At 29.9% G+C, this 19,969-nt stretch carries 14 protein-coding genes and 4 pseudogenes; 16 read left to right on the top strand and 2 right to left on the bottom strand.

The window, feature by feature from the left end:
- Window positions 1–538: 538 nt before the first annotated feature.
- The 16 genes and pseudogenes from Q5O29_RS05315 to Q5O29_RS05240 all read left to right on the top strand — a co-directional run bounded on the left by Q5O29_RS05315 (window position 539) and on the right by Q5O29_RS05240 (window position 17,368).
- Window positions 539–2,245, top strand: a complete 1,707-nt coding sequence (locus Q5O29_RS05315; RefSeq protein ID WP_022211949.1) for a methyl-accepting chemotaxis protein — start codon at window positions 539–541, stop codon at window positions 2,243–2,245.
- 138 nt (window positions 2,246–2,383) lie between these two features.
- A pseudogene (locus Q5O29_RS05310) lies at window positions 2,384–3,547 on the top strand (DNA topoisomerase); the annotation flags it as partial.
- A gap of 711 nt (window positions 3,548–4,258) precedes the next feature.
- Window positions 4,259–6,058, top strand: a complete 1,800-nt coding sequence (gene ltrA, locus Q5O29_RS05305) for a group II intron reverse transcriptase/maturase (protein ID WP_022211947.1) — start codon at window positions 4,259–4,261, stop codon at window positions 6,056–6,058.
- Between the two features lie 101 nt (window positions 6,059–6,159).
- Window positions 6,160–7,188, top strand: a pseudogene (locus Q5O29_RS05300) (DNA topoisomerase); the annotation flags it as partial.
- Window positions 7,189–7,319: 131 nt separating this feature from the next.
- Entirely contained in the window at window positions 7,320–7,874 is a 555-nt protein-coding gene (locus tag Q5O29_RS05295; protein WP_022211945.1) for an ImmA/IrrE family metallo-endopeptidase, read from the top strand.
- 7 nt (window positions 7,875–7,881) lie between these two features.
- Window positions 7,882–8,310, top strand: coding sequence for a hypothetical protein (locus Q5O29_RS05290; RefSeq protein WP_022211944.1), 429 nt, complete (start codon window positions 7,882–7,884; stop codon window positions 8,308–8,310).
- A 146-nt stretch (window positions 8,311–8,456) separates the two neighbouring features.
- Window positions 8,457–9,527: a hypothetical protein gene (locus tag Q5O29_RS05285; RefSeq protein ID WP_186835595.1), complete on the top strand. Its 1,071-nt coding sequence runs from the start codon at window positions 8,457–8,459 to the stop codon at window positions 9,525–9,527.
- Between the two features lie 161 nt (window positions 9,528–9,688).
- Window positions 9,689–10,789 carry a 6-phosphofructokinase gene (locus tag Q5O29_RS05280; RefSeq protein ID WP_022211942.1) on the top strand — a complete coding sequence of 367 codons (1,101 nt, stop codon included), beginning with the start codon at window positions 9,689–9,691 and terminating at the stop codon, window positions 10,787–10,789.
- A gap of 159 nt (window positions 10,790–10,948) precedes the next feature.
- Window positions 10,949–11,728, top strand: a complete 780-nt coding sequence (locus tag Q5O29_RS05275) for a serine hydrolase (protein ID WP_022211941.1) — start codon at window positions 10,949–10,951, stop codon at window positions 11,726–11,728.
- 195 nt (window positions 11,729–11,923) lie between these two features.
- Window positions 11,924–12,832 (top strand): annotated as a pseudogene (gene pyrB, locus Q5O29_RS05270) (aspartate carbamoyltransferase); the annotation flags it as partial.
- Entirely contained in the window at window positions 12,809–13,054 is a 246-nt protein-coding gene (locus Q5O29_RS05265; RefSeq protein ID WP_243166660.1) for a hypothetical protein, read from the top strand. The pseudogene pyrB and the gene Q5O29_RS05265, both read left to right, overlap by 24 nt.
- Window positions 13,055–13,059: 5 nt before the next feature.
- Window positions 13,060–14,259, top strand: a complete 1,200-nt coding sequence (locus tag Q5O29_RS05260) for a dihydroorotase (RefSeq protein ID WP_022211939.1) — start codon at window positions 13,060–13,062, stop codon at window positions 14,257–14,259.
- 18 nt (window positions 14,260–14,277) lie between these two features.
- Complete coding sequence (gene pyrF, locus Q5O29_RS05255) at window positions 14,278–15,150, top strand: orotidine-5'-phosphate decarboxylase (RefSeq protein WP_022211938.1); 873 nt, start codon at window positions 14,278–14,280, stop codon at window positions 15,148–15,150.
- A 15-nt stretch (window positions 15,151–15,165) separates the two neighbouring features.
- Window positions 15,166–15,903, top strand: a complete 738-nt coding sequence (locus Q5O29_RS05250; RefSeq protein ID WP_022211937.1) for a dihydroorotate dehydrogenase electron transfer subunit — start codon at window positions 15,166–15,168, stop codon at window positions 15,901–15,903.
- Window positions 15,904–15,923: 20 nt separating this feature from the next.
- Window positions 15,924–16,820, top strand: coding sequence for a dihydroorotate dehydrogenase (locus tag Q5O29_RS05245; RefSeq protein WP_022211936.1), 897 nt, complete (start codon window positions 15,924–15,926; stop codon window positions 16,818–16,820).
- Between the two features lie 155 nt (window positions 16,821–16,975).
- Window positions 16,976–17,368 (top strand): DUF2721 domain-containing protein, encoded by a 393-nt coding sequence (locus Q5O29_RS05240; protein WP_022211935.1) that lies wholly within the window; start codon window positions 16,976–16,978, stop codon window positions 17,366–17,368.
- A 76-nt stretch (window positions 17,369–17,444) separates the two neighbouring features.
- On the opposite strand, the gene Q5O29_RS05235 is transcribed toward Q5O29_RS05240, so the two are convergent.
- Window positions 17,445–18,860: a sodium:alanine symporter family protein gene (locus tag Q5O29_RS05235; RefSeq protein ID WP_022211934.1), complete on the bottom strand. Its 1,416-nt coding sequence runs from the start codon at window positions 18,858–18,860 to the stop codon at window positions 17,445–17,447.
- A gap of 293 nt (window positions 18,861–19,153) precedes the next feature.
- Window positions 19,154–19,969: pseudogene (locus Q5O29_RS05230) on the bottom strand (peptidase); the annotation flags it as partial.

Here is a 19,969-nt window from a genome sequence, read left to right as displayed (position 1 = left end):
TGGGGATGTTGCATTAATAATAAATACTATAATATATTGTGTATAAAAGTTTTAGTGAGACAGCCATTTTAAATCTAATTATGTAACATAAAGGGAGCTGTCGTAATAGCGGATAAAAAAATCCGTTAGCGATAGCTCCTTTTCTATACTTTATTAGCAATAGAAAGTATAATACTTTCTACATCTCTTCTACATGCGGAAAAGTTAAAGGTAAATTTAAATTGATATTTGAATTTAGATAAAAAATAAAAGAGAGAAGAATCTAATATAATTTTTAATAAATTGTACTAGAGGAAGCTCTCTTTTTTTTGCGTAGACAAATTATTATTGAAATTGGACAAAAAGAAATTAAAAAAAACATATAAAGAGAGTAAAGCTATAGGCTAAAAAATTAGCATGTAGCTTTGTTTTTTTGCATAAAATGGTTATTTAATATAAAAGTTAATAAAACTTTAAAAGTTTAAAAAAAGGTTAGCAAATTAGCTCGAAATATGCTAAAATATATAACATGTTAAAAAGAGGAGGATAAGCTTTAATTATGAACAATAAATTGGAAAATTTAACGTCAGTTAAGAATTTATCAATTTCAAAAAAATTAAAAAAAGTATTAATTGTAGCAGTAATAATTATTTCGACTATTACGGTTGCTACTGGAGTAGGTCTTATGTATTTAAAAGGTCAACTTGAAAGTTTTGTTGAAACTGAGTATGCTTCCGAAATATCAATACAAGAAACTGCAACAAGTATATTAACTTTAGCAAGAGATATAAGAGATGCTTATATAAGAGCTGAAAATGGTGAAAATATATCATCATATGATCAAAATGTGAAAAAATATGTAAATGAAATAACTACTGAATTAGAGTATGTTTATAATATTAACAAAGATCCAGAAATAGCAAGAGAGCTTGAGAATTTTGGTAATAATATATCAAAGTGGATAAATATAGGTAACGAAATATTAACAGCAATAAATAATAAGGATATGGCAAAAGCTAATAAACTTATATTAAATGATTGTCCAGAAGTATTAGATGTTATAATTGAACAAGTATCTTTAATAGGTGATAGAATAAGTACAAATGTTCAAGATGATATACAAGGGACTACTAGATACATAGGAATAGTAATGATTATAATAATAGTAATAATAATCATTGGTTTAATACTTATAACAAAAGTTGTGCAAGCTATAATTGAAAGTATTTCTAATCCAGTTGAAGAAATAAAAGCTGCTGCATTAGAAATGGCTAAAGGTAACTATGATTTAGAAATAGAATATACATCAGAAGATGAAATTGGTGTATTAGCAGATTGTATGAGAGAAATGATTTTATTTACTAAAGATAATATAAGTAATATAACAGAAGTATTAAATAAATTTGCTGAAGGTAACTTTGATGTTGAAATTGAAGATAACTATATCGGTGAATTTATAGAGATAAAAGAATCGCTAGAAAAGATAGTAGATTCTATAAATAATACATTCTATGATATTAAAATAGTTACTGAGCAAGTTAAGGATGGTTCAGAACAAGTTGCATCAACAGCTCAAATTATATCAGAAGGAGCTATAAATCAAGCTGGTATAATTCAAGAATTAATGGCTGCTATTGGACAAATAAATGAAAAAGTTAAAGTTTCAACTGAACAAGCTAATAGCACAAACGTTTTAACTAGAGAGTTAGGAAATCAAATTGAATTAAATAATGAAAAAATGAATGAAATGGTGACTGCTATGAATAAAATAGAAGAGTCATCTATAAACATTAAATCAATAATCAATACTATTTATAGTATATCAGAACAAACAAATCTTTTAGCACTTAATGCAGCTATAGAAGCAGCTAGAGCTGGAGAGTCAGGAAAAGGATTTGCAGTTGTTGCAGATGAAATTAGAAAGCTTGCAGAAGAAAGTTCAGTGGCTGTAAAGAATACAGAAATATTAATAGAAGATTCTATAAATAATGTAAATGATGGTAAGAATGTTGCTGATGAAGCATCAGAAGCATTAAGTTCTGTTGTAGGAAAAGCTAAGGAAGCGGTAGAGCTAATTGGTACAATAGCAGAATTAACAGAGCAAGGGGCAATGGCTATTTCAGAAGTATATAATGGTATAGACCAAATTGCAGAGGTAGTAGAATCTAATACAGCAATTTCAGAAGAAAGTGCTGCTGCCAGTGAAGAATTATCAAGTCAATCTGAAAGTTTACAAAATATGATTGATAAATTTAAATTAAGATAGTTTAATAAAAATTAAATAATAAAAATAGACAGTTATTAGAAGTATTATTGAAAACTTAATATCTGTCTATTTTTTTATGAAAAAAAGATATATAATTAATAGATGATAAATAGAACAGACTATTGGAGGAAAATTTTAGTGAAGAAAGTAATAATAGCAGAAAAACCTTCTGTAGCTAAGAATATTGCAGATGCATACAATATAAAAATAAGAAAAGATGGGTATTTTGAAGGTGATGATTATTTAGTAACCTGGGCTTTTGGTCATTTATTTCAATTATTTGATGCCAAAGATTATGATGAAAATATGAAAGGATGGAGAATGGATAAATTTCCATTTATACCTGAAGAATTTAAATATAAAGTAAAATGTGATAACGTAAATAGAAGTGTTACAGATAAAGGGGCAGAAAAGCAAATTAATATAATTAAAACATTAATAGACCGTGATGATGTGGATGGTGTTATATCTGCAACTGACCAAGACCGTGAAGGTGAACTTATATCACTGGAAGTATTTATGTACTTAAATCAAAATAAGCCTATATATAGATTACTATTAAATGAATGGACTCCAGATGAAGTTAGAAAAGGGATGAATAATTTAAAGGAAAATATAGAAATGAAATCCCTTCAAGATGCAGGTATAAGTAGACAGTGGGCTGATTGGATTATAGGAATAAATTTAACTTCAGTAGCAACATTAAGATATGGTGGCACAGGTAAAGAAAGAAAAATGATTAATATAGGAAGAGTTTTACTTCCTACATTAAAAATAATATATGATAGAGATAAAGAAATAGAAAATTTTAAAGCATCTACATACTATAAGCTGTTGGCAACTTTTAAGACAAAGAATAATGAAGAGTTTGAAGGAACTTATTATAATGAAAATAATAATGAAAAGTTTGAAGATAAAAAAGTTGTTGAAGAATTAAAAAAGCATCTTAAAGATAAAGAAGGTGAAATTATAGAGAAACAAGTGGAAAAGAAGAGAGAATATGCCCCTCTATTATTTAATTTATCTAACTTACAAGGTTATATAACAAGTAAATATAAAGGTTGGACATCAGATAAGGTATTAAAGGTGGCACAAGGCCTTTATGAAAAGAAATTTATAACTTATCCAAGAACAGGAAGTGTTGCTTTAGATGAAAGTTTAAAAGATAAAACTAAAAAGGTTCTTGAAGTAGCGAAAAATGGATTGTCGTATGAAGAGCAAATTAAGTTTGTAGATAATAAAAGAATATTTGACAACTCTAAGGTAGAAAGCCATAGTGGTGCGAAACGTTGCTATATGAAAAGTATAGCCTAACCTTTTATTAGGTTAAGAACTAATAGCATGAGAAATCAAATGAAAGAGTAACGTCTGGAAGGGTTTCCCTTAATACTCCGAATTGCTTTTGAATAGATAAATATTCAATGGTAATAAGCTCGGTGAAGTCGGCTGAGAGTACACCCTAATGTTAATCATTCGATTAGACAAGGAAATGCGAACTAGAGGTAGTCGAGTGTATGATAGGTCGGAGGTCTATAAAATATCCATGGTAAGAATGTATGAAACAAAGCATACTGACGAAGTTCCGAATGTAAGGGTCTATAGACTTAATGTACAGAAATGTATATATCACAAAACGTGATGTTAATGAGGTAAAGTAAGATTCGCTGTTATGAAATACCTTATAGTGTTACAGGCACTATATATTAACAGGCTCAGAGGAACTACCTAAAGGTATATGAACAGATAATGCTATTGGAACGTTGAAAGCTGATAACATGGAGGCTTTATCGCCAAAGAAGTGTTGACAAGGAAAATGCTATAAACATATAACTTGTCTTAATATCAGTGAGAGTGGTGGCACAGTACCTGTGAAATCATGATAACAAGTGATGGAGGGATAGCCACTAGTTAGTATATATAGTAAAAGAATATATTTCAAAAGAATGTTAGGTTCGAGTATGACTAAAAGAGGCGAAATCTTAAACATAGGAGATTAACCAACTAACACGAGATATGATAGAGAAGCGACAACTACTTAGAAATAACGAGTACTACGATATTCAAGAAATTTTCGATAACCTTTATAGTAAAAGCAAACATAACTATAAATTTAAAAATTTATTTAATTACATTATTGACGATAGAAACATAGAATTAGCATATAGAAATATCAAGAAAAATAAAGGAAGTACCACAAGTGGAGTAGATGGAAAGAATATTAATGACCTCAAAAACATTACCAATAAAGAAATTATATTATATGTAAAACGAAGACTAGAAAACTATACTCCACAAAAAGTTCGAAGGGTTGAAATACCAAAACCAAATGGAAAGTTAAGACCCTTAGGAATACCAACAATTGGTGATAGAATCATTCAACAATGTATTAAGCAAGTATTAGAACCAATATGTGAAGCTAAATTCTATAAACACAGTTACGGGTTTAGACCTAACAGAAGCACTGAACATGCAGTAAGTAGAAGTGTTACTCTTGCTAATAGGAACTTCCATCACGTAGTTGATATTGACATAGAAGGATTCTTTGATAATGTAAATCATGGTAAATTATTAAAACAAATCTGGACACTTGGAATACGGGATAAAAAATTAATCTCAATAATAAGTAAAATTTTAAAATCTCCAATTGAAGGTATTGGAGTTCCGAAAAAAGGAACTCCGCAAGGCGGAATACTTAGCCCTTTACTTTCCAATATAGTTTTAAACGAACTAGACTGGTGGATTGCAAATCAATGGGAGAGTATTAAAACTAGACACAAGTATACTAAATGCAATAAATATACTGCACTCAAAAAAACCAAATTGAAAGAAATGTTTATAGTTAGATATGCAGATGACTTTAAAATATTCTGTAAAAACAGAAATACTGCAAAAAAAGCCTTTATAGCCACTAATATGTGGTTGAAGGAACGATTAAACTTACAAATAAGTAAGGATAAGTCTAAGGTGGTTAATCTAAATAAAAACTACTCAGAATTTCTTGGATTTAAAATGAAAGTCAGAAATAAAGGGAAAAAGAAAGTAGTAACATCCCATATAAGCGAAAAAGCTAAAGAAAAAATAAAATCAAAATTAAAAAAACAGATTGTCAAAATACAAAAAGACAATAATTCAAATAATGTAAATAGGTATAATGCTATAATACTTGGCGTTCATAACTATTATAGAATTGCAACTAATGCACATTCTAACTTTAATAAAATCGCTTATATTTTAGGGAAAAGCATACACAATCGAACCAAGAACATACGAAGCAAAATAGGGAAAAAGACTAAAGCATATTGCAAATTGTATGGTGAATACAAATCCAAAGCAACATTTATTAGTGGAATTGCTCTATTCCCGATTGGGGGAATAAAAACTCGACCACCAATAAATTTTACACAAGAAATTTGTAACTATACAATTAAAGGTAGAAATTTAATACACTCTAAGCTTAGGAACATGGATTATAAAGTTCTAAAGTATATGTTAGAAAATCCAATATCCTCTGAAAATATCGAATTCAACGATAATAGAATTTCACTATATATAGGTCAAAACTGCAAATGTGCAGTTACTAAGAAGTTTCTTGAAATTGGTGAAATGGAAGTGCATCATATTATACCTAAACAATTTGATGGAGATGATAAATATGACAATTTAATATTTGTTACCAGCAATGTCCACAAATTGATACATGCAACTAATAAAGATACAATCAATAAATACTTGGATATGCTAAAGTTAAATCCCAAACAACTCTCAAAAATTAATGAGCTTCGTGTCATGTCGAGAAATTTTGAAATATTATAAATAGATATATACTGATGGAACGCGTGGTGAGGTGAAAATCTCACGCCACGTGTGAATGGGGGGAAAACCAAGAGATTACATCAAATGGTTACCTATCCATATCAATAACACCTACATATATTAGACCAACAGGTTTAAGTAAAGATGAAGAAATAGTATATAATTCAATTAAAAATAGATTTATAATGCAATTTATGCCTATAGCAGAATTTGAGGAAACTAAGTTAACAGTAAAAATTCATGATGAAAAATTTAAAGGTATTTTTGCTGCTAAAGGTAGAGTTCAAATAGTTGAAGGATGGCGCGTAGTTGAAAAAATTGAAACAAAAGATACTATTTTACCTTTTGTAAATGGAAAGGAAATTGTACAAGTAGTTGATGGAAAAGTTAATACTGTAACTAAGAAACCACCAAAGCTTCACAATGAAAAAACTCTATTAAGAGTTATGGAGACATGCGGAAAAAGTTTTAAAGATGAAGAAGATTCTCCAGAGATGATGCAAGCAATTTTAAGTGGATTTAGTATAGGAACACCGGCAACAAGGGCTGAAACCATTAAGAAGTTAAAAGATACTGGATATATTAAATCAAAAGGTAAGAGTTTAACTTGTACTGACCTTGGAAAAACTTTAGTTGAAATATTCCCTGTTAAAGAACTTTTAGATTTACAATATACAGGAAGACTTGAAAAAACTTTATCTGATATAGAAAAAGGTAAATTTAAGAAAGATGATTTCTTATCCATGATAAAAGCTTTCACTGTAGAAGCTGTAGAGGATATTAAGAAAGATACAGCTATGCTAAAGAACTTTAAAGTAGAATTACCAGAAGGAACAGAAAGTATAGGTAAATGCCCTGTATGTGGTAATGATATAATTGAAGGAGAAAAAGGATTTGGTTGTACCAATTGGAAAAATGGTTGTAAATATACCATTTGGAAAAATGATAAATTCATTGAAAGTATGGGTAAGAAAGTGACTAAGGAAATGGTAAAGTTACTGCTTAAAAATGGTAAAGTAGGTTTTAGAAATCTTAAGAGTAAGAAAGGAACTTTATTCTCAGCATATTTAAGATACGAAAAAGATGAAAAGACAGGATATTATAACTGGAAAATGGAGTTTATAAACTAAAAATAATAATACTTGTCCATTGTCAATGAAAATGTTAAAGTATAAATAAGTAATAATGCCATATATTAAGCTCATATAAGTATATTAATAATAAATATGGAAACACTTAAAGCTAATATGAGGTGATATATATGGATAAGGTTATTTATTTATTTAGGAAAGTAGGTGGGGAGATGAGGATTGAATCAATAGAAGAAAAAGCTAAAGATACAATTGAAAAGTATTCTTTCAATGAATTTCCAATTGATCCTGTAAAGATAGCACTTAAAGTGGGAATTGCTGTTAGAGATGTACAGTTTAAAGATATTGCTGAAGATAGTGTTTGTGGTGGAATACTTAAAGAAAATGAATCCATAGAAATTTATGTCAATAAATATGATCCTATAAATAGAAAGAGATTTACAATTGCTCATGAATTAGGTCATTATTTTTTAGGACATTTGGAAAATAAGGGTGAATGTATAGATTTACATAGAGATATTAATAATGAAAATAAAATTATTGAAATACAAGCAAATGCATTTGCAGCTGCACTTTTAATGGAAAAAAATAGAGTAGAATATTCTTTTAAGACATTGAAAAAAGTTGGATTTTCAAATGAAAATATTATTTTAGAATTATCTAAAATATTTGCAGTTTCAGCTTCTGCAATGAATTTGAGAGTACAAAAGTTAGGGTTAATGTAGGTATAAAATGGAGCAAAAAGACAATTATCAAATAAAATTATCAGATGTTATAGATGATAAAGAAACAAGTGAAATAATAGATAGTACTATAAGTCATGAAGTTAAGCAAGATATTGAAAAACAAATTGAACTTATAAAGATTTTAGATGTTTGGAAAGAGGAAAAAAGGTCAGATCAAAAGATAAAGATAATAATTTGTTTAGTGGTTTTAGGAATAGTAATAAATCAAGTACATTTTATAAATAAACTCGTTAGCAATATAGGTAATGGAAGTTGGAAGATGGAAGAATGGACATTTAGGCTTATAGTTACAGGAGTATTTGTTGAAATAGTAGCTATTTTTAAAATAATAGTAACAAATTTATTCCCTGTAAATGGAAGTAAAGACTTTTTAGAGTTTATAGGTAATTTTAAGAAAAGTGAAAAAAGTAGTTAATAATTATTACTATGATTTAATCAAATTAATTAGATAATATAATAATAAGTTAGTACATTTAAAGAGGCATTTTAAGTGTCTCTTAATTTTTTTTGTATTATATACGAAAATAATAGTATAAAAATATATGAAAGAAGATGATAAATATGAAGAAGTTATTGATGATAATCATAGTAGCAGTAGTACTAGGAGGATTAGGTTATGGAATATATGATTCAGTAAAACCAAAAGAAAAATATGAAATAAAACTTTGGAATAATATTTATAATGGTGATAGCATAGCGTTATTTTATGAAGAGGAAAGTGATTTAAGAATAGAAATGTTAAGAGCTCTTTATAATCTTGATAAAATAGATAAAGGCGATGATGAGATAAATTATATATTAAAGGTATCAGAAGCTGCAAGCAAGGTAGTAACTTTAGATAATGTGGATGATACAAAGGCTCTTAATGGTTATGATATTATCAGATTAATTGGTGAAAAAAGAATTGTATCAGCTAAGGATATGGCTATAATTGTAAGAGATTTTATTACTTCTGTAGGATATGATGCAAGAATTGGTGAGATTAGATGTAGTAAAAAAGATGAAGATAAATATGATATATATTATATTGTTGAATACTACAGTGATAAGTATAATAAATGGATTGCTGTAGATATTGTAGATGGTGGATATTTTACTTTTGAAAACACTCCTTGTAGTGGCGTTGAATTAGTTGAAAAAGGAATTTCACAATTAAAATATATAGGTAAAGTATCGTCAGAAGAATATTTTAGTGATAAAAAAGATTTATTTAAATCATATACAATTATGATAGATAATACTGTTGATAGAGTAAAAAGTAATAGTGTTATTACATATATTACATCTAAAAATGAAATAACTCTTACATATGGTGATAAAGCTTTAATGCCAACAATATATACAGAAAATAGAGAGTTGTTTACAAAAGCACCAAATGCAGAAGGTGAAGTAGAAGATGATAAAGCTTATATAATATTGATGAAAAGTGAGGAGGAAGGCGTAGAAAGGTTTGTAGTAGGTGGATTTAAGAATGGTAAAATAATGGATGAATATTATGTAGGAAGAAGTAATGGAACTTTTGAAAAAGTAAATGAATATTTCGAATTAGAACTTATTAAAGGTAAAAATATGATAAGTATTTCATGTGATGGAGTTAATGAAGATGCTAGAATTGAAATTACTTATAATTAGTCAATAAATTTTATAAAAATTAGTATTAAATTTTATTATGAATTATATTATAGTAATAGCAGTGAAAATAGGTAGTAAAGTGGTAAATGATGTAATCAGATGTTATGACTTTTATATAATAAATCAAAGATATAAAAGTAGTATATGGGGAGGGATTTTATATGGTTCAGCCAATTAAGAAAATAGCATTACTAACAGGTGGAGGAGATTGTCCAGGATTAAATGCAGTAATACGTGCTATAACAAGAGCTGCTATTTTGAATTATGGAATTGAAGTTATAGGTTATAGGTTTGGTTATAAAGGACTATATCATAATAACTTCATGCCATTGACCATGGAAACTGTAACAGGAATACTTCACAGAGGTGGAACTATTCTGTATAGTTCTAATAAAGATAATTTGTTTAATTATATGGTAGAAAAAAATGGTGTTATAAGCAAGGAAGATGTATCAGATGTAGCTATAGAAAATATGAAAAAAGAGGGAGTAGATGTATTGGTAGTCATTGGAGGAGATGGTACTTTGACATCTGCAAGGGATTTTGCTAGAAAAGGTGTTAATGTAATAGGAGTGCCTAAGACCATTGATAATGATTTAGCATCCACTGATGTTACCTTTGGGTTCAATACAGCAATAGATGTAGTTACAGAAGCATTAGATAGGCTTCATACCACAGCAGAATCACATCACAGAATAATGCTATGTGAGGTAATGGGAAGGAATGCTGGTTGGATTGCCTTAGAGTCAGGAATAGCAGGTTCAGCAGACGTTATCTTAATTCCAGAGATACCATATGATTTAAATAAGATAATAGATAAGGTAAAGGAGAGAGAAAGTTGTGGTAAGAACTTTACTATAATTGTAGTGGCAGAAGGTGCAAAACCTAAGGATGGAAATGTGGTTATATCAAAGATTGTTAAGGATAGTCCAGATCCAATTAGGCTAGGTGGTATCGGTAATAAACTAGCTGGTGATATAGAGTGCTTAATGAAAGATAAAGAAGTACGATGTACTGTTCTTGGACATATTCAAAGAGGGGGAAATACTTGTACTTATGACAGGATATTGTCTACAAGATATGGAGTTGCTGCTGTTGAAATGATTGTAAATAGGGAATTTGGTAAAATGGTATGTTTAAAGGGAGATACTATAACCAGTGATACCCTTGAAAATGTAATAGGACAAAAAACTAAGAATGTCAATCCAGATGGAGAATTAGTAAAGATAGCAAAAAAAATAGGAATATCCTTTGCAGACTAATATTACTGAAGAGAAGAATACTGTCTATGAAAATAGGCAGTTTTTTAGTATATTATCAATTGATGTATATTTTTAGGAAATGAAAAAGAATATTTAATAAATTATATGACTATGTTAAAATATTTAAAAAAGAAAACAATATAAACCGGAGGGTATTAGATGAATTGTATTAAGAAGTATTTAGAAACAAGAGTAGGAAATTATTCGTTTTATTTTGAGGATTTAAGAAGTGGATATTCTTATGGATATAATGAAAACGTTTCTATGACTGCGGCAGGATGTATGAAATTGCCTATAGCTATTTCACTTATAAAAGCTGTGGAAGATAAGAGAGCTAATTTTATGGACAAGATAAAGGTATTAAATGATGAAAAAGTATATGGTACAGGAATAATTCATGAGTTTGATGATAGAGATTATACATTATTTGAGTTGATGGTAATTATGCTGATTCAAAGTGATAATACGGCAGCTAATAAGATAATTGATATATTAGGCATGGAACAAATCAATGAAGATATAAAATCAATGGAGTTAAAAAATACTAAGTTAAATAGGAAGACAGCAGATGAACGTATGCTGGATGTAAATATAGAAAATATGATTTCAGCATATGATTTGTGTATGATGTGGAAGCATTTATATAATGGAACATTTTTAAATAAAGAGAATGGGCAAATGCTTATTGATATTTTAGAAAGACAACAAATCAAGAATAAGCTAGCATTATATATCCAAGATGATTTAAAATCGGAAATATCTAGCAAAACTGGGGATAAGCTATCTGTTGAAAATGATACAGAGTATATACACAATGAAAAGGGAAATTTCACATTTACAGTTCTATCAGAAAAAGTGCCAAACAGTGTTTATGGAACTATAACTTTAGCTAAATGTGGAAAAATGATGTGGGATGAAATAACTAATAATTGGAGTTAATAATATTGACAATATTGAGAAGTAATGTTATCCTAAGTAAAAATGAGTACCTTTAAGGGAGTCCAGAGAGATTCAAAAGGAAGCAGATTTTGGTAGAATATTAGGATTAGTATGCCTTCCTTTTGATATAAAGGGAGGCGTTTTTTTAATTCTTTTTAAATTTAACTCAGAGAAGTTAAAAAAGGAGTGGAAAATATGAAAAGCAGACATTTAATAAATCCTATGGATTTATCTATAGGTGAACTAGATGAAATATTTACATTAGCACATCAAATAATAGCAAATCCAAATGAATTTTCCAATTGTTGCAATGGCAAGATATTAGCAACATTATTCTATGAGCCAAGTACGCGAACAAGATTTAGTTTTGAAGCTGCAATGATGAGGTTAGGAGGAAAAATATTAGGTTTTTCTGAGCCAAATTCAAGCTCTGCAGCCAAAGGTGAAACTTTAGCCGATACTATAAAAATGGTTTCAATTTATTCAGATATTATAGCTATGAGACATCCTAAAGAAGGATCTGCAAAGGTTGCAAGCATGTATTCACAGGTGCCTGTAATAAATGCAGGAGATGGAGGACATCATCATCCAACTCAGACATTGACAGATCTTTTAACTATTAAGAGTTTGAAGGGAACACTGCATAATCATGTCATAGGTATATGTGGTGACTTAAAATATGGTAGAACAGTACAGTCATTAATTACAGCCATGTCTAGATATGAAAATATAAAATTTATCCTTATTTCTCCAAAAGAATTAAGGATTCCACAGTATATAAGACAGGAAGTGTTAGATAAAAATAATATAGAGTATTGTGAGGTAGAAAAGATTGAAGAGGTTATAGAAAGCCTAGATATCTTATATATGACAAGAATTCAAAAGGAAAGATTCTTCAATGAGAATGAATATTTAAGATTAAAAGATAGCTATATTTTAGATTCACATAAAATGGAGATAGCTAAAAAAGATATGATAGTTATGCACCCATTACCAAGGGTTAATGAAATTGATATTGAAGTAGACAAAGATGTAAGAGCCGCTTATTTCAAGCAAGCAGAGTTTGGTATGTATGTAAGAATGGCTTTAATAGTCAAATTACTTAGGGGAGTGGAATACATAAATGAAGCTAAAGATGAACAAATAATTAAAAAGATAAAATCTCCATTACCTCAAAAGATTAGTAGAATATTAAAATGCAATAATCCTAGATGTATAACAAGTGATGAAAAATACTTAGAAGATGTTTTTGAGCTTGTGGATGAAGATAAGGGATCATACAAATGTCAATATTGCGATACTATAATTAATCCAAGGGAGGTATAGGGAATATGAATAACTTACTTATAAAAAATGTCAATATAATTGATACCTTTCAGAATTTTCATGGAGATATATATATTGAAGAAGGAATAATAAAAGAGGTTGGCTTAGAGATTATTAAAGAAGGCGTAGAAGTATTAGAGGGAAATGGGCTAGTGTTAATGCCAGCATTCATAGATACTCATGCACATTTTAGGGAACCAGGTCTTACTCATAAAGAAGATATAGAAAGTGGATCAAAAGCAGCGGTAAAAGGTGGATATACTGCAGCTTGTCTTATGGCTAATACTAGTCCTATTTGCAGTAATTATGATGTTTTAAATCATGTAAGAGATAGAGCAGAGGAAGTGGGACTTATAGATATACATCAATGTGTGTCAGTAACTGATAATTTTAAAGGCAGCAGTATAGAGCATTTAAAAAATTTTAAGGATGATAAGGAAGTAAAAGCCATATCAGATGATGGTGTAGGAATTATGGATTCCAGCGTAATGATGAAGGCAATGGAATTTGCAAAGGAAAATAATTGGGTAGTTATGTCTCATGCTGAAGATAAGACTTTTTCTAAAATTGATATGAGAATTGCTGAAGATTTAATGACAATTAGAGATTTATATTTGGCCAAGGTAACAGGAGCTCATCTTCATATGGCCCATGTAAGTACTAAAGAAGCGGTAAAAGCAATAACAACATCAAAAGAAGAAGGTGTAAAGGTAACTTGTGAAGTTACACCACATCATATTGCTCTTGATGAAAACATAAGCAATTATAGGGTAAACCCTCCAATAAGAAATAAGGAAGATATAAAGATTATCATAGATGCCATTAAGAAAGGGATAATTGATTGTATAGGAACAGATCATGCTCCACATACGGAGGAAGATAAGAAAAATGGAGCACCTGGTATGGTAGGATTAGAAACAGCCTTTTCTATTTGCTATACAACATTGGTGAAGGAAAATGGCATTTCACTAAATAAATTAAGTGAGCTTATGTCTAAGAAGCCAGCAGAAATACTAGGAATGAATAAAGGATTGATATCTGTAGGATATGATGGAGATATGGTTTTGCTAGACTTAAATAAAGAAATAGTAGTTAATAAGGAAACTTTCCTATCAAAAGGAAAGAGTACTCCTTTCCATGGAAGAAAATACTTTGGAGAAGTTATGATTACTATAAGAAAAGGTAAGATAGTTTATAAATCTTAAGTTAAGGAGAGGTAAGTGATGGGTAAGTTAATAATAGATAAATTGTATGAGAGAGTTGAGGAAAGAGGTGTAGTGTGTCTAGGGCTTGATACAGATGCATCATATATACCACAACATATTTTATCAGGAAAAAGCTTAGATGAGGCAATATTTCAATTTAATAAGGAAATAATAGATGCAACTCTTGATGTTGTTGCATGTTATAAGGTGCAGATAGCATATTATGAAGGCTTGGGATTAGCTGGGCTTATTGCTTATAAGAATACTTTACAGTATTTAAGAGAAAAAGATGCAATAATTATTGCTGATATTAAGAGAGGCGATATAGCTGCTACTGCATCACAATATGCTAAAGCACATTTTACAGGAGACTTTGAGGCAGACTTTATAACTTTAAGTCCATATATGGGAATGGATAGTATTGAACCATATATGCCGTATATGGAAAGTGGCAAAAAAGGTGTTTTTGTATTAGTAAGGACATCAAATAAAGGTGCAGAAGATTTTGAAAATCTAGATATAGAAGGTGGAAAGAAGTTATATAATGAAGTAGCTGATAAGATAACAGAAGCTGGACAAACTGTAAAAGGAAGATATGGTTATACAGCAATTGGTGGGGTAATTGGGTGTACTCATGTGGAAGAAGGTAAGGAAATAAGAAATAGATATAGCAATATGTTCTTTTTAATACCTGGATATGGGGCACAAGGTGGTACTGCCAAAGATGTTGCACTTTATTTAAAGAATGGCAATGGTGGAGTGGTTAATTCATCAAGAGGAATATTATTAGCTTATAAAAAGGAAAATAAAGAATTGGAATATGCAGAATGTGCAAGAAATGAAGCAATTAATATGAGAGATGCTATAAGAGCAGCTGTAAAAGCTATGTAGTGGGAGGATAATATCATGAAATATACAAGAGCAAAAATATTATCTAATAAAAAGATTGTAGATGGAATATATGAAATGGTTGTGGCAGAAGATAGCATAGTTAAACCTGGACAATTTTATATGCTTAAACATCAAGGAGGAACTCTTCTTCCACGACCAATAAGCATAAGTGAAAGTAAAGATGGAAAGATTACATTTGTTTATGCTACAGTAGGAAAAGGAACACAGGAGTTTGCTACACTTACAGAAAATGATTATATTGACCTTACAGGGCCTCTTGGAAATGGGTTTGATATTGACAGAAAATATGGAAATGTAGCTTTAGTTGCTGGGGGAATAGGAATAGCCCCTATGGTAATGCTAGCAAGAGAGCTTAGAAAAAGAAATAAGGGAATGAAATTAGATCTATATGCAGGCTTTAGAGATGAAATATATTTAACAAATGAAATGTGTGAATACATAAATGAAGGTTATGTTTCAACTAATACTGGTAAATATGGACATCATGGATTTATAACAGATATATTAAAGGTAGATGAATATGACACAGTATTGTGCTGTGGTCCAGAAGTAATGATGAAAAAAGTAGTTGAAATGTGTAAGATGCATGGAGTGCAGGTTTTTATATCAATGGAAAAGCATATGGCTTGTGGCGTAGGTGCATGTCTTGTATGTACATGTAAAACTAAAGATGGTAATAAGAGAACATGCAAAGATGGTCCAGTATTTGATGGAAACTATGTAGAACTATAAAGGCTTAAGGAGTGCATAAGATGTTAAAGGTTAATATAAATGGCGTAGATTTTAAGAATCCTGTAATAGCAGCTTCAGGAACATTTGGATTTGGAAGCGAATATAATGAATTTTATGATGTTGGAATACTAGGTGGTATTTCATCTAAGGGACTTACAATAAATCCTAAAGAAGGTAATAGCGGTATAAGGGTTTTTGAAACGCCAAGTGGAATGATGAATTCAGTAGGGCTACAAAATCCAGGAATAGATAAGTTTATAAATGAAGAATTAATAAAGATGAAGCAGTTTGATACTAACATCATAGCTAATGTAGGTGGTGGCTGTATAGAAGATTATGAGGCAGCAATAGAAAGGCTTAGAGGCACAGATATAGATATGATAGAGCTTAATATATCATGTCCTAATGTAAAAAGTGGGGGAATGGCTTTTGGAATCAAATCAGAGGTAGCTTATGAAGTTGTTTCAAAAATAAAGGCCATAGCCCATAAGCCACTTATGGTAAAATTATCACCTAATGCCGAAGATATAGTTGATATGGCCACACAATGTGAAAAAGCAGGTGCTGATTCAATATCATTAATTAATACTATAAAAGGCTTAGCAATAGATCCATATAAGAGAAAGCCTATATTTGATAATGTTTATGCAGGGCTATCAGGACCAGCAGTAAAACCAATAGCACTTAGAATGGTACATGAAGTATCAAAAGCTGTAAGCATTCCAGTTATAGGCCTAGGAGGAATAGTATCAGGTGTTGATGCCATTGAATTCATGATGGCAGGAGCAACAGCAATTCAAATAGGAACAGTTAATTTCTTTAATCCTAATGCAGGAAAAGAAGTTGTGGAGCAAATGGAACAGTTCTGCATGGAACAAGGAATAAAAGATATAAATGAAATTATTGGTATAATATAAATTTTGTAAAATACTCATAAAGATAAGGATTCAGAAGATGCTGAGTCTTTATTTTTATTTTAATTTCATTAAATAATAAATTACTTTCAAAATTTAACATGTTAATGTAAAATATAGATATAAAAATACAATAAGATATATTACTGGAGGAAATGATGAGGATAGAAATGACAACACCTGCTTTATTATTTACAGCTATATCGCTTTTAATTTCAGCATATACCAGTAGATTCTTAACCTTAGCAGGATTGTTAAGACAGCTAGATCTTCAATATAAGAAGGATAAAGATGAAATAGTATTAATGCAAATAAAAAACTTAAGAAAGAGAATAAATATTATAAGATGGATGCAGACTCTAGGAGTTTTTAGCTTCTTTTTATGTGTACTTACGATGTTTGTTCTTTACATTAATAAACAATTTTTAGGTGAAGTTATATTTGCTATAAGTTTATTATCATTAATGAGTTCACTTTTATTGTCTCTTTACGAAGTTAACATTTCAGTAAAGGCAATTACACTTCAATTAGATAAAGAAGGAATTAAGTAATTAACGCTTCGCCACCCGATTAATTCATAAAAAATAGAACCAATAGCTTGATTAGCTATTGGTTCTATTTTTTATGTTACTTCCAGCATTCTAAGTCGTCTGCTATTTCAGGAATAGAAGAAGCCATAAATACTGGGTCTAAGCCTTGTTTCTTTTGGTTATTGTAATCTTTAAATGCTTTGAAAGCTATGTTGCTAAGTAGTAATATGGCAACAAGGTTTGTGATAGCCATAAGCCCCATAGATACGTCTGCAAAGTTCCAAACTATATCCATTGATACTACTGAACCTAGCATTACCATAATAGCAACTAAGATACGGTAAGTATATAGATATATTTTTTTATCAGATATAAATTGAATATTTGTTTCACCATAATAATAGTTTCCTATGACTGAGCTGAAAGCAAATAATAAGATACAAATTGCAATGAATGTTCCACCCCAAGAACCAACTTGAGAAGTTACAGCAAGCTGAGTAAGTTCAATACCTTTTACTGATCCATCAAGTGGAGCACCTGAAACTAATATGATTAAAGCAGTAGAAGTACAGATGATTAATGTATCGGTAAATACTCCTAAAGTTTGAATGAAACCTTGCTTAACAGGATGACTTACACTTGCAACAGCTGCTGCATTTGGAGCAGATCCCATACCGGCCTCATTTGAGAATAAACCTCTTTTAATACCTTGAAGTAAAGCAGCTCCAAAAGTACCTCCTAAGAATTGTTCAAAGCCAAAAGCGTTAGTAAAAATCATTCTTATTACTGAAGGAAGTTCAGTTATATTTTTGCAAACTATGAATGCTGCTAATAAAAGATAAGCTACAGCCATAACAGGAACTATTAACCCTGTTATCTTAGCAATTCTATGTACACCACCAAAGATTATAACTAAAGTAAAAGTTGTAAGTATAACACCAGTAATTTTTACATCAATATTAAAAGCAGAGCTAAATGCATTAGCAATTGTATTTGATTGAACAGAGTTAAATGCAAATCCAAAGCTTATAATAATTAAAACTGAGAATAAAATACCAAGCCATCTCTTTTTTAATCCTTTTTCCATATAGTAAGCTGGACCACCTTTAAAAGAGTCACCATCTTTTTCTTTGTATATCTGTGCTAAAGTGGACTCTATAAAAGCAGAGGCAGAACCAATTAAGGAAATAAGCCACATCCAAAAGATAGCACCAGGACCACCTATAGCAATAGCTGTAGCCACACCTGCTAAATTACCAGTACCAACTCTTGAAGCTGTTCCAATACAAAAAGCTTGGAATGAAGAAATAGATCCTTTTTCTGATGAAGAGGAACCTTCACTTAAAAGTTTAAACATTTCTTTTATATTTTTAAATTGGACAAAATTAGTTTTCACAGTGAAATATATACCGAGTGCTATTAAAACAGCAATTAATATATACGTCCATAAGAAATCATTAAACATTAAAATATAATCATTTAATGAGTTGAATAAATTACTACAAAAATTCATATAGTTACCTCCTAATATCATTCGTGTATTGTTTTTTATAATTTTATAATAAAAACACTTAAAATGCAAGAATAAAAAACATATAATTCATAAAAAAGATAAAAAACCCTTTAAAGCTAGATAATTTGCAAAAAAATGCTTAATATATTTCAAATAAAAGAAAACCAATTTTTTAGGTATAAATCGTGTATTATTAATTTAGTGTAAGAAAAAAGTGTATTAAATATAAGTAGATATCTTACATTTAATACACCAATATACTAGTTAAATAAATCGTCTAATCAAGATAAGATTTAATTTAAGTCATCTTCCAGTTCATCTAAAGCAGAACCATTAGAGTTATCATTATTATTTGAATCATAATTATTGCTATTATTATTGTTATTAGAGTTATTATTAGAACTAGAGGCTTTTGCAACTGTTAAAGAAACTGATTCACCAGCTTTTATTGTTGATTTAAAGTTTTTAACAGTATATTGCCCACTAGTTATACTTCCTGAAATAGATTCACCAGAAATAGTGTAGCTTATTTCATTTTCGTTTAATATTTTTATAGCATCATAAAGATCCATGTTCTTACTTAATCCCAAGCTAGATAAAGAAATAGTTTGAGAACCTGAACTATTATCATATTCTGTTGGAAGTACATAAGGATAATCTGTAGTTGCTGAATTAGGGTTCAGTTTCTTGATAAACACCTTAGTTACAATGTTTCTAACAGAAGTACTTGCAGTTGCCAGTTTATTGTTAGTACTGTTTACCTTAGCTGTTACATGAACGTCACAAGCAGTTGTAGGTTGAGTACCTTCAATGAAGTATTCAGTACGTACACGGTTTCCTCTTTGATCTTGTGCACATAGGTCAGTGGCAAGTTTTCCGGAATCACGACATACAGTAGCAGTTACAACAGTTGATGGCTTTTCAATTTCTTTATATGAAAGACCTTGATGAACAACTCCCATAACATCACCCCAAAGGCTAGCAGCAGAACTACTATAACCATTAAGTTTAGTAGGCATGTCATAACCTATCCAAACAGATGCAGAGTAGTAAGGAGTAAGTCCTGAGAACCAGAATGAATCACTGTTATCGGTAGTTCCACTCTTTCC

The sequence above is a fragment of the Clostridium sp. CAG:265 genome (genome assembly GCF_000436575.1).
Lineage (GTDB): Bacteria > Bacillota > Clostridia > Clostridiales > Clostridiaceae > Clostridium > Clostridium lentum.
The sequence above is the reverse complement of the archived record's forward strand: the minus strand, read 5'-3'. Positions and strand labels throughout refer to the sequence as shown.

Bases quoted from the DNA above. Each gene is read 5' to 3' on its own strand.
- Q5O29_RS05315 (WP_022211949.1), top strand. From the start codon at position 539: ATGAACAATAAATTGGAAAATTTAACGTCAGTTAAGAATTTATCAATT.
- ltrA (WP_022211947.1), top strand. From the start codon at position 4,259: ATGATAGAGAAGCGACAACTACTTAGAAATAACGAGTACTACGATATT.
- Q5O29_RS05295 (WP_022211945.1), top strand. From the start codon at position 7,320: ATGGATAAGGTTATTTATTTATTTAGGAAAGTAGGTGGGGAGATGAGG.
- Q5O29_RS05290 (WP_022211944.1), top strand. From the start codon at position 7,882: ATGGAGCAAAAAGACAATTATCAAATAAAATTATCAGATGTTATAGAT.
- Q5O29_RS05285 (WP_186835595.1), top strand. From the start codon at position 8,457: ATGAAGAAGTTATTGATGATAATCATAGTAGCAGTAGTACTAGGAGGA.
- Q5O29_RS05280 (WP_022211942.1), top strand. From the start codon at position 9,689: ATGGTTCAGCCAATTAAGAAAATAGCATTACTAACAGGTGGAGGAGAT.
- Q5O29_RS05275 (WP_022211941.1), top strand. From the start codon at position 10,949: ATGAATTGTATTAAGAAGTATTTAGAAACAAGAGTAGGAAATTATTCG.
- Q5O29_RS05265 (WP_243166660.1), top strand. From the start codon at position 12,809: ATGGCTTTAATAGTCAAATTACTTAGGGGAGTGGAATACATAAATGAA.
- Q5O29_RS05260 (WP_022211939.1), top strand. From the start codon at position 13,060: ATGAATAACTTACTTATAAAAAATGTCAATATAATTGATACCTTTCAG.
- pyrF (WP_022211938.1), top strand. From the start codon at position 14,278: ATGGGTAAGTTAATAATAGATAAATTGTATGAGAGAGTTGAGGAAAGA.
- Q5O29_RS05250 (WP_022211937.1), top strand. From the start codon at position 15,166: ATGAAATATACAAGAGCAAAAATATTATCTAATAAAAAGATTGTAGAT.
- Q5O29_RS05245 (WP_022211936.1), top strand. From the start codon at position 15,924: ATGTTAAAGGTTAATATAAATGGCGTAGATTTTAAGAATCCTGTAATA.
- Q5O29_RS05240 (WP_022211935.1), top strand. From the start codon at position 16,976: ATGAGGATAGAAATGACAACACCTGCTTTATTATTTACAGCTATATCG.
- Q5O29_RS05235 (WP_022211934.1), bottom strand. From the start codon at position 18,860: ATGAATTTTTGTAGTAATTTATTCAACTCATTAAATGATTATATTTTA.